Genomic DNA, 10,815 nt, shown 5'->3' with positions numbered 1-10,815 from the left:
CCCATGGCCATGTCCCAACGCCCCCCCCACTGGCCTGCCTGAATGATATCCCAGCCCGGGGTCACGAATTTGATCTTCACGCCCAAGTAGTCCGCAATGCCCTTCGCGACCTCTACATCATCACCGTCGAGTTCATGTTGGTCGTTCAAGTGAGACAAGGCTCCCCAGTCGGACCCGACCGCTACCGTCAATGTCTGTGCCGCGAGCACACGATCAAGGACTTCGCCGGCGCAAGCCTTGGCTGACAAAGACATCGACGCAACCGCCATGGAGACTGCAACTACGACCGTCGTTACATGATTGTTCATCTATAGTTCCCTTTTTTCTCGTTCTTATTTTCTTGAAAGCTACCTTCGTCGCCACCGAGAGGAGTGTCTTAGCGGTGCGCCATTGCTCCCTGCTGATTGGACCCATCCCGGTCCGTCATTTAACGAACGACACCTTATCGCTCTGCATTGTTGGCATTCAGCGAAATCGAGTTCGATGATGCAGGTTTCCTGCGAACTACCCTTGGCTTTCGCCGGATCGCTCTGGCGATTTCACAAAGCACGGATACCCTGGCCTCAGAGAGGTCGGCGAACTCGCCAACTCGCTGGACTCCGAAGGCTGCAGATTGCATCGCCACAAGACGTCTTGTTTGGAAGGATCTAAACTGGACTGGCGCGTTGAATTACACCTTGCAGGGCTGACTCTGGTCACGTGGGAACTGCGGTCCAAGCCCCTCTCTCTCCCTAATCTCGACCTCCCTAATCTCGACCTCCCTAATCTCGACGACCTCTTCGCCGGCCGTGTGCGCACCCGCTACTCAACCGTCGGGGCGCTCGAGGAAGAATGCTTCTCTGCCGACATCGTGGTCGGGGCCGTGCTGATCGCCGGTGCTGCCGCGCCAAAGCTCGTCACCCGCGAAATGATGTCCGGCATGAAGAAGGGCTCGGAGCTGGTCGACGTCGCTATTGACCAGGGCGGTTGCTTCGAGACGTCGCATGCGACGACTCAAGCCGAGCCCACCTACGAAGGCGACGGCGTTATCCACTATCGCGTCGCCAACATGCAGAGTCGCCCATGCCATTTCGCGATTTCTTGCCTTGCGAGTTCGCACGTATCCCTCTGGGTCAACATCGTTGATAGACCAGAGAATTTTTGACTCATCGTAGCTCGGACAGCGGAGACGCGTTACAATTGTCAACCCGTTCGGACCCGGTTTAATCGAGATGTACTCGGCATACTGCGCATGATGGCTCATGCCTCTTGTAGCTGGAAGCGTTCGGCAAGTTAGGTCCTACTTGCCACGCGAGAGCGGGGCCGCAAGTATGCGCCGGCCGCAATACAACGCTGATTTGCTGCGTTGTCGAGGACATTTCGCATAGAATGCGCGCCTGCCGCTGCTATGATCATAACATGTTGTGATTTAGTCCAGTCCGAACTCCCGAGGTTGGGTCGCAACTCTCGATAGCCAGCTGGCGCCGGGGGCGCCTAGGCATGAAATTGGATCCCATGTATGACAGAATTCAAACAACGGCAAACCGTCGGTAACGCGTCGGAGAGCGTACTCGAATTCGACGGACAGCAATACCTGGACGGCCGTGCATCGGATCCTCGCGAATTTGGCTGGATGCGCGGTGCGCCGCCGCCGCCAGACAAGCGTGTAACATTCGAGAATGAAACTGTTTGGACCTTTCCTCAGCTTCGCTGGTCGCTATCGCATATGCGTGAGCTGCGGCCCACAGTCCAAGTGTGGCGAGGGCGGGGCGGACCGTCGCAGCTTGAGTGCAGCAACAGGTCTACCGAAATCGATGGGCTCACGTTCGTCGACATGGACGACCGCACCAACCGGTTCGAGGAGGCGCTATTCGACACCTACACCGACGGCATTTTGGTCCTGCATCGGGGGCGGATCATATACGAACGATACTTCGGCGCACTCGCGCCGCACGTACAACATTCGTGTCAGTCAATCACCAAATCGTATGCGGGCACCCTAGCCGCGGCGTTGGTGCATGAGGGCATTCTCGACGACAGGAAGACAATATCGCAGTTTGTGCCGGAATTACGAGGTACAGGGTGGGAAGATGCAACGCTCCGCCAAGTCATGGACATGCAAACTAACGTTGCTTTTACTGAAGATTACACAAGTGTAGACAAGTCATATAGATGCGAATACCTGCGTACCATACGAAAGGAAGGGGCGCACGGCAAATTTGTCTACAAAGGCGTCGATACCAATGTTATGGCTTGGGTTATGTCGCGCGCAACGGGCCGGTCGTTCGCACAACTGTTGGAGGAGCGCTTATGGTTGCCACTGGGCTGCGAAGAAGACGCCTATGTCGAGATCGACCCGACAAACGGTATGCCGAGGGCGCATAGCGGACTCAATGTGACGTTGCGCGACTTGGCGCGTTTCGGCGAGCTGATGCGATGTGAAGGCTCGTGTAATGGCAAGCAACTGGTTCCCGCGAGTGTTGTCTACGACCTTCAAGATCTCGACCACCCCGCCAAGCCGGACCTCCCATTCGGCTATACATACCGAAGCCAATGGTGGGTATCACACGACGAGCTTGATGCTATTGAAGGTCGGGGCCTTTACGGCCAGAACCTGTACATAGCGCCAAAGGCGGAGATGGTGATTGCGCGCTTCGGGTCGCACCCCGCTTGCGACCACATTGATCGGATTAGAAGGCCGCAGATGCAGGCATTGGGGAGGATGCTCCGCGCGTAACTTGATGCACTAGACGGTCACCGCGCTTGTTTAGGAATTTCCTGCAAATTCGCGGTTGAAGAACTGGGGCGCCTACGCCGAATTCCTGCGTTCGGCTAGGGGGCAATTGGCGCAAAAGGCCTGTAGACGCTGCTACGCTTATGAAGTAAATACCAGAAGCCTCGCTTCCCATATGCATAATGCAGACCGATCTGGCTCGCTTTTGCTGAGGAAACAATGATCACCGAACATTGCATATTGATTGGGGCCGTCGCGACTTTGTATTGCGAGAATGGAACCGGTGGACCTATTGTATTCTTGCATGGTGCCGCTTTCGGGCTTATCCGTCAGCTTGACCTGAAACAAAACCCAACCCAAACATCAACGAGACCCAGGATCAGACCGAAAAATGGCCGCCTTCAAATCGGAATGCTGGCCGGAATGAAATCGGAATGACTGGCCGGCTTCAAATCGGAATCGGTGGCCGGCTTCATCGGAATACGCAGGCAATGGTATCGGCATCAGTGGCAGCGCTCTTGCGCTGCTTCTGGACGGTGAGATCGGCGGTTACCTGGGAAAGCCGGGCGACCAGCGCCTTGAGCCGCTGCTGGGCCGCGCTCGGCGGCAGCGTCGGCTGCAGCCGTTTGACCTCGCTATAGCGGGCGATGACGGCGGCGTCGATCCTGTCGGTCTTCTCCAGGAAGCCCATCGCCTCGGCGAATCAGCGTACGCTCCTCGCATTGGCCATGCCGCAGGCTACTCCCAACTCCCACGACAGCAGGAAGGGAAGCCGTTCGTAGCCGCCACTGGCCTCCATGACGACGAGCTCGACACCATTGACCTAACACCAGGCAGCAAGCTCGGCTATGCCTGCCGCATCGTTGCGAAAGCGGCCCGCCGCTCCGCTCGGCACGACATGGGTATCGAGCCAGTCTTTCGAAACATCCACTCCACAGATAGTCTTGTTCACGGTAACCTGCCTTGTGCGTGCGATTGGAGCCAAGCGACTATTCGGTCGTACGTGACGAAGGCGAAGATCCCAGGCTCACCCACGGTTGTGGCCGGAGGGGTGTCGGGCGACTTCGCCTTGCTTCGAACCGGATGGCCATCCGGTTCGAGGCTCAGTCGCTTCCATCGCACAAAGTCCTCTGCGTGCAGATACAAGGGGTTAACCTCGAAGAGTCAGTGTCGGAGAAAATAACGTGCTGATTCATCGGACTTTAGGGCCGAGCTTGTTGGTCGCTCGATAAAAAGCATGATTTTAGGCGGAAGCTGTCCTGCATGCAATTTCAGCACTTGTTTACCCAATTCCTTGTCTGCTTCCGTGAGACGATGGTTCAGGCGAAGGTAGTCGGTCCAGGTCGGCGTGCGGAATGTCTCTATCCATTGCATAGGCTCCTGAAGGTTGCGCTGGAGAGTCCAATGACGAGCGCCGACGCGACTGTGCACATGCCGGCGCGCCCGCATGAGTTCCAGGAATGCTTCGCGATTTTCCTCGGGCACTAGGTACTCGACTTTGACCACGATGGGACCGCTTCTTGGCTTGAGATTGAGGGCGACTGCCGGTGCGTCGAAGTCCTCCAAAGCATCTGGATCGGATTCGCGGCGCTCGCGAAGGGGAAACAGGAGGCCCGTGGCGGCGACCAGCAGAAGGGCTCCAGCGGAGCCCTCCAGTGCCAAGGTCAGTGAATGGTTCTGGGCCACCGTGCCCCACACCCAACTGCCCGCTGCGATGCCGCCATCGATCAATGCATAGTAAATCGAGATGGTGCGCCCCACGACCCAGCGCGGGCTTGCCAGTTGCACGGTCACGCCGACCCCGGACCAGGCGGTGACCCAGCCCGCGCCACCCATGGCGAGTGCAATTGCCGCCACTGCAATCGAAGAAGTCAGCGCAAGCGAAAGGGAGCATGCCGCGCAGGCGACGCATGCGAGCGTCATCAGCCGCTCTTGTGACAAGCTCCGTCTGAACACGCTGTTCGAGATGCCGGCGAAGACGGCGCCTGTCCCGAATCCGGCCATGAGCGTGCCATAGGCGAGCGGTCCGCCTCCCAGCTGGTCGCGGACAACCAGCGGCAGCAGCGCGAGAATGGCGATGCTCGCCAGACCAAAGAGGGTTCCGCGAGTGATCGCCGTCTTAATCTCCGACGACATCGCCGTGAAGCGTAGCCCGTCATAGATCGCCGTCCTCATCGACTCACGTGGGAGAGGTGATGAGCGAACCATCCACTTGCAGCGCCATATGGTTACCAAAGGGACCAGATAGGTAAGACTGGTTACGGCGAAAGCCGTCATCAGCCCAAAAGAGGCAACTACTATGCCACCGAGCGCCGGGCCTACGGTCCGAACAGTGTTGAAGCCAACGGAGAGGAGCGTGACGGCGGCGGGAACGTCGCGTCGGTTCACCATATCGCCAACCGAGGCCTGCCAGGCTGGATCGTGGAGAGCGCCGCCGCATGCGATCAAGAAGCTGAAGCCGAGGATCATCCACGGATCGACAAAGCCCAGCACCACAAAAGCCGTCAGCATCGCAGATGCCAATACCATAAGGCACCGGCCGGCGAACATGACCCGGCGCCGGCTGAAATTATCAGCCAAGGCCCCGGCGAAGACGGATAAGATGAACGCTGGCAGGTTTGAAGAAGCCTGAACCAGCGCGACCATCAGATCGGAAGTCGAAATCGTAGCCATCAGCCAGCTGATGGCAACAGTCTGCATCAACCAGCCGAGCGAGCTGACCTGCGTGGCGAACCAGATTGAACGAAAGCTCGGATTTCTGAGGGGCGCAAATGCTCCTGGCGAATTTGGATCGGCGACTTGGTCCGCAAGACTGCTCATCAATCTAACTCTTGCCTATGAGCCAGTTTTACATTGCTCCGACAGCCAGCAGCCGCCCAACCCGTTGAAGGTCCGAATCGGCCAATGTGCGCAAATAGTTACAACGCCCGGCAGGAGATTGAACTCGCTGCCGGGCCGATGCGCCTTGGGAGGAGGCGTAGTTGGAACCTTTGTGAAGACTTGGAACCAGCCGCATCAGGCCAGCCTACACTTACAATATGAGGATCAGACCACTCCAGGATTTTAGTGCATTGAATGGGTACTCTTCCAGCAATCCTCGCCAACAAATGCAGGAGATCGGCGTCGAGCTCCTAAATCTGCATAATATCGGTGATTCGCGGGCGAGCAGTGCAGTGGGCACATTCTCCAAGCTAAACGCTGAACGGGCTTTTTGCTTCTCAAATCGCCATAACAGGGAGAGATGGGCAAATACTACTTCAATATGCTCCCAAGGACGCTGAGTTGACTGCAGCCTCAGCAGAGCTCTCCGCGTGCCTTTTTGCGGCTCCCCGCGGTGCTCGCGCCCGCCGCGCCTGCAAAGGCTTTCCTCAACAGTCGTTCAGTTCGAGCAGCCTTTGCCAACTCTGACTCAAAAGCTGCCCGACTGGATTGACGGCCTCAGCTTCTTCGGCGGGTCACTGAGGCGATCCGTCTGCTACAACCTGGTGTGGCCAAGGCGCTGTGGTTCGCGCCGACGCTGAACGCGACCGTTGCGACAATGACCGAGCAGTACGACACTGCCATATTGATCGCTGGGAAGCGCGCGAAGGGTAAATTCAACTTGCCCACCACCGCGATCAAATGTGCGCCGGGTAATGGCGCCGCTAACAGGATCGACCACCGGAACCGGTTACCGGCAGAGTCGGTCTGCATCCGGGAATTGCAGGGCCATCCTGTGTATAGGCTTAAATTGCGCTATTCTTCTCTACTGTGACAGGCGGGAGCCGCCGTCGACGGGGATCACTGCGCCCGAGACGTAGAACGCGTCGTCCGAAGCAGGAAGGCGATCACCGCCGCCTGCTCCTCCGGCGAGGAGACGCGCTCGAGCGGATTGGCGCGACCATCAGGCGTTGGTAGCTGCGTACGTGCAGCGCTCGAGTCATGTCGGTGGGGACCACGCCGGGCGCCACCGCATTCACGGTTATACCCTACAGGCCCTGCTCGCCGGCCTGCTGGAGCGTGAGATACGCGATCCCGGCCTTGGCCACCGAATAGCCTACCGTTCCGGGATAGCCCGTAAGCCCGAGGATCGAGCTGACATTAATGATCCGCCCGCCCGGCTGGCGCATCCGCGGCCGCAACTCGCGGGTCAGGCTGATGACTGCACGCAAGTTGATATCGATCAGCGGGAACAAAAGGCATCGTCAGTATCGGCGAGCGACTTCGAACCGCCAATGCCGGCATTGTTCACGAGGACGTCGAGCGTCTCGATCCTTGCGGCATCCAAGGCGGCCAGAACCCGCCCTGCGGCGTCGGGCATGGCCAGATCGCAGACGAGCGCCGTCTGGCCAAGGCCCGCAGCTGTGTCGTGCACTTTATCCAGAACATCCACTAGCAACACCCACGCCTCTTCCGAGCCAAGCCACGCCGCTGTTGCGGCACCGATCCCGCGCGCCGCGCCGGTGACGACGACAGTGTTTCTGACCGGAGCTTAGGCAAGGCTGCCTCCGTCGACCGTAAGCGCGGCGCCGATGGTGAAGCCCGCCGCATCGTCCAGCAGATAGCCGACAGCTGTCGCCACCTCGGACGGCAACCCCATTCGGCCCATCGGATGCGCAGCGATGATCTTCGTCCGGCGCTCGACCTGTGCCGCTTCTCCCCGGGCGAAGGCGACGCCGGCCTCGGCCAACGGCTGGCGATGGTTCCGGGGCAGACACAGTTTGCGCGGATATTTCTGCCGCGTGGTTCAGCGCCAGCGTGCGAGTCATCATCACAACCGCCGCCTTGGTCACCGAATAGATCGGCACGTCCTTCGAGGCCTGCAGACCAGCAGTCGAGCTGAAGAGCACCACCGATCCGCGGCCAAGCTCGCGCATCTGCGGGATGCAGCTTGCAGATTCGCCAAATGGCCCCGACGTTGAAGCTGAACATGGCTTCGTACCCTTCACGTCTATCAGCCGCTTCATCGCACCGTAATGCCAGCGGCCGCGACCAAGCCCTCAACCGGCCGGCCAAAGCTCTCGCGGGCGAGGTCGACCAGCCCTTCCAGCATCGCCGGATCGGTCACGTCGCAGACAACTCAACGGGCACCAGGACAGGCGGCCAGAGTTTGGTCCAGAGCCTCTTGCGACAGGTCAGCCAACACCAAATCCGCTCCACCCGCCGCCAGCAGTTTGGCACTGGCCGGGCCAAGCGCGCCACCCGCCGGTAATCAGCACCGTTTTTCCGGCAAAGGTCGTGTCAATCAAGATTGTAGTCCTCCTCCAAGATAAGAACTCCCACTGTACCCGCTCTGAAAGCGAATACCGGACAGCGGATGATCCGCGTCATTCCAAATCCATTGGTGACCGCCGCAACGGTCGAGGCGCAGGACGGCTTGCGCCGCCCCAAGAACACCGCACTCTACCGGCGTTCCTGTCTGAGAGTTTTCAGAGACATGAGGACGCACGCTCGGCGACCTGATGATGTGTGGCGAACCAAACGTCACCCTTTGCTTTGGCGCGTCGAATTAATTCTTCTACGATCCAGATCCGTGAGCGATATCCAATGACGTGTGGATGCAGAGTCAGCTGAAATAAATCGGCATCTTGATAGGCCCCTTCGAACTCCCGAATAAATACAGAAAGCACGTCGTCGACTGATAAATCTGGCCGTGAAGACCCATCGGGACTCATCCAAAGATAAGTGGCATCGTCTCGAATCCATTCGACCGGTATTTCAATCACTCCCGTGGGTTCCTCGTCTTCCAGCAGCTCATAGCAACTATCATCGGCCATAAGGGATGAGTCGTATGTCAATCCGGTTTCACGTATGATCCGTAGAGTTGCGTCGGAAAAATCCCAGGAAGGCGTTCGAATTCCCGTCGGGCGTTTGGAAGTGATTTTTTCAAGAGTGTCGGCACTCCTCATCATTAAAGAGCGCTCGCTCTCTGCGCTCAGTTCCGAGTTTAGCTCGTGTATCCAGCCGTGCATGCCAATTTCATGGCCTTCATCGACAACTGCGCGTTGCTCGTCTGGATACAACTGAGCGATCACAGCGGGAACGAAAAAACTCGCCGGAACGTCGTACTTTCTCAAGAGTTCCAAAGCCCGAGGCATCCCTCGTCGGCTCCCGTACTGACCCCAGGATAATCTGCTTAGCGATCGCCCTCCCCTGCGCAATTCGTTCGACTCATGATCGACGTCGAACGAGATGGCGAAGGCACAGCGTTTACCGCCGGGCCACATTGGTCTTAGTGCCTTGCCCGCTCTGACTTTGTTGATGCGCCGCCGCCAATGGCTTTCAGGCCATTCCCAGGGATTGAGTGCGGTCGAATTGGCCACCAGTTCCTCCTGAGCAGTGTCTGCATTGAATTCCGCCGAAAACTCAATGAGCGGAACGCGGCACCAGCTCAGCTGGCAGCCCCGCAAGCCGATCAGGCCGTCGCTTGAGTTTGCGCCTTGATTACGACAAGATGGCCCAACTCATTCAGATTTTCTCACTCTCGCGAACAAGCTCATCCATAACCGAGCGCACGGCGCTTTCTGCGATTGCAACAATCTCCTCCGCCTCAGCTTTGGTTGTAACCAGCGGCGGAGCAAAGCCCAAAATGTCCCCGTGCGGCATGGCCCGAGCGATAAGACCACGGTCACGGGCGGCCTTCGAGATTCGCGCACCTACCTTGAGCGCCGGATCGAAACGCTTCCGATTGTCGCGATCGGCAACGAACTCGATTGCGCCCATAAGACCGACGCCCCGCACTTCGCCGACGATCGGCAACTGCGCGAACCTCTCCTGCAACTGCGCCTGGAAAAACGCGCCGACGTCACGCGCATTGCCGGGGAGGTCTTCTTTCTCGACAATATCGAGGACCGCGTTGGCCGCGGCGGCGCCGATCGGATGACCAGAGTAGGTGTAGCCGTGCGAGAATGCCCCGACCTTGTCGGCTCCATCCTCCAGGACTTTATACACCTTCTCACCGACGATTGCCGCTGAAAGCGGGAAGTAGGCCGACGTCAAACCTTTAGCGATCGTGATGAGGTCTGGCTCGATGCCATAGTGCTGTGAGCCGAACATGGAACCGGTGCGGCCGAACCCTGTGATCACTTCATCGGCAATCAGCAGCACATCATGTTTTTTGAGGACCGTCTGTACCGCTTCCCAATAGCCTTCCGGCGGAGGCGTGATACCACCTGTGCCGAGGACGGGCTCGCCAATGAAGGCGCCGACGTTGTCCGGGCCGAGCCGCTCGATCAACTGATCAAGCTCGGCGGCGCGGCGAGCGGAGAATTCGCGCTCGGTTTCGCCCGGGGTTGCGCCCCAGTAATGATGTGGAACACCCGTGTGAACAATCTGCGGAAGTGGCAGGTCCATGTGGTCGTGATAAAAGCTCATGCCCGTCATCGAGCCCGACACGACGCTGCAGCCGTGATAGCCGCGTTCACGGGAGATGATCTTCTTTTTGGTCGGCTTGCCACGCAGGTTGTTGTAGTACCAAACAAGCTTGGCCTGGGTCTCGTTCGCATCCGAGCCGGACATGCCATAGAACACCTTGCTCATCTTGCCCGGCGCCATCTTCACAAGGCGATCGGAGAGGATCGCAAGCTCGTCGGTCGTGTGCGCCGCATAGGAGTGGTAATACGCCAAGCGATAGGCCTGACGCGAGATCGCATCGGCGACTTCCGTGCGGCCATACCCGACATTGACGCAGTATAGGCCGGCAAAGCCATCGATAAATTGGTTGCCATGCGCGTCCTGGATGCGGATCCCCTTCCCTGTCACCACGATCGTTGGGTCGCCGAGCTTGCCAGTGGCGAAATCTTTAAGCTGAGTGAAAGGATGCAAGACCGAGTTGCGGTCCTTTTCGGTGATCTCTTTGATGTTGATGGTCATTGAATGCTTCCTTTCAGGCCGCGATGTTGCCGATGCAGAGGTATTTGGGTTCGAGATATTCGATAAGACCGTGCCTTGAGCCCTCGCGACCAAGGCCGGATTGTTTCCAGCCGCCGAACGGAATGCCCGGCCCCGTAAATTTTGGAGTATTCACGGCAACCATGCCATATTCGAGCCGGTCGGAGAGCCGCATGGCTCGGTTGAGATCTTGGGTATAGACGTAGGCCGCAAGTCCCATCTCGGAATTGTTG

Annotated in this window: 8 protein-coding genes and 4 pseudogenes; 3 read left to right on the top strand and 9 right to left on the bottom strand. The window is 58.4% G+C overall.

The features are described 5' to 3' along the window. A partial coding sequence (locus EN943_RS29710) for a transporter substrate-binding domain-containing protein (RefSeq protein WP_127415702.1) occupies positions 1-308 on the bottom strand: 308 nt, incomplete at its 3' end. 458 nt (positions 309-766) lie between these two features. Here EN943_RS29710 and EN943_RS29705 point away from each other — a divergent pair. Next, positions 767-1,144, top strand: a pseudogene (locus EN943_RS29705) (alanine dehydrogenase); the annotation flags it as partial. Between the two features lie 354 nt (positions 1,145-1,498). Continuing rightward, complete coding sequence (locus EN943_RS29700; RefSeq protein ID WP_063169320.1) at positions 1,499-2,716, top strand: serine hydrolase; 1,218 nt, start codon at positions 1,499-1,501, stop codon at positions 2,714-2,716. A 505-nt stretch (positions 2,717-3,221) separates the two neighbouring features. Here EN943_RS29700 and EN943_RS29695 read toward each other — a convergent pair. Both EN943_RS29695 and EN943_RS29690 read right to left on the bottom strand, forming a co-directional pair. After that, a pseudogene (locus EN943_RS29695) lies at positions 3,222-3,608 on the bottom strand (transposase); the annotation flags it as partial. A gap of 269 nt (positions 3,609-3,877) precedes the next feature. Next, positions 3,878-5,533, bottom strand: coding sequence for an MFS transporter (locus EN943_RS29690; RefSeq protein WP_063169321.1), 1,656 nt, complete (start codon positions 5,531-5,533; stop codon positions 3,878-3,880). 581 nt (positions 5,534-6,114) lie between these two features. Here EN943_RS29690 and EN943_RS38530 point away from each other — a divergent pair. After that, positions 6,115-6,281 (top strand): annotated as a pseudogene (locus EN943_RS38530) (IS21 family transposase); the annotation flags it as partial. Positions 6,282-6,681: 400 nt separating this feature from the next. Here the strand turns inward: EN943_RS38530 and EN943_RS38880 are convergent. The 6 genes and pseudogenes from EN943_RS38880 to EN943_RS29660 all read right to left on the bottom strand — a co-directional run. Next, entirely contained in the window at positions 6,682-6,888 is a 207-nt protein-coding gene (locus tag EN943_RS38880; RefSeq protein WP_199489648.1) for an SDR family oxidoreductase, read from the bottom strand. Then, positions 6,876-7,157, bottom strand: a pseudogene (locus tag EN943_RS38875) (SDR family NAD(P)-dependent oxidoreductase); the annotation flags it as partial. The gene EN943_RS38880 and the pseudogene EN943_RS38875, both read right to left, overlap by 13 nt. 27 nt (positions 7,158-7,184) lie before the next feature. Further along, positions 7,185-7,382 carry an SDR family oxidoreductase gene (locus EN943_RS38870; RefSeq protein WP_063169323.1) on the bottom strand — a complete coding sequence of 66 codons (198 nt, stop codon included), beginning with the start codon at positions 7,380-7,382 and terminating at the stop codon, positions 7,185-7,187. Positions 7,383-8,121: 739 nt separating this feature from the next. Next, positions 8,122-9,015 (bottom strand): polysaccharide deacetylase, encoded by an 894-nt coding sequence (locus EN943_RS29670; protein ID WP_224570030.1) that lies wholly within the window; start codon positions 9,013-9,015, stop codon positions 8,122-8,124. A 145-nt stretch (positions 9,016-9,160) separates the two neighbouring features. Next, positions 9,161-10,564 carry an aspartate aminotransferase family protein gene (locus EN943_RS29665; protein WP_063169325.1) on the bottom strand — a complete coding sequence of 468 codons (1,404 nt, stop codon included), beginning with the start codon at positions 10,562-10,564 and terminating at the stop codon, positions 9,161-9,163. Between the two features lie 13 nt (positions 10,565-10,577). Beyond that, positions 10,578-10,815 (bottom strand): aldehyde dehydrogenase family protein (locus EN943_RS29660; protein ID WP_127415701.1); only part of this gene is annotated, 238 nt, incomplete at its 5' end.

Origin of the sequence: Mesorhizobium sp. M7A.F.Ca.US.006.01.1.1 (assembly GCF_003997935.1) — a bacterium.
GTDB lineage: Bacteria > Pseudomonadota > Alphaproteobacteria > Rhizobiales > Rhizobiaceae > Mesorhizobium.
The sequence above is the reverse complement of the archived record's forward strand: the minus strand, read 5'-3'. Positions and strand labels throughout refer to the sequence as shown.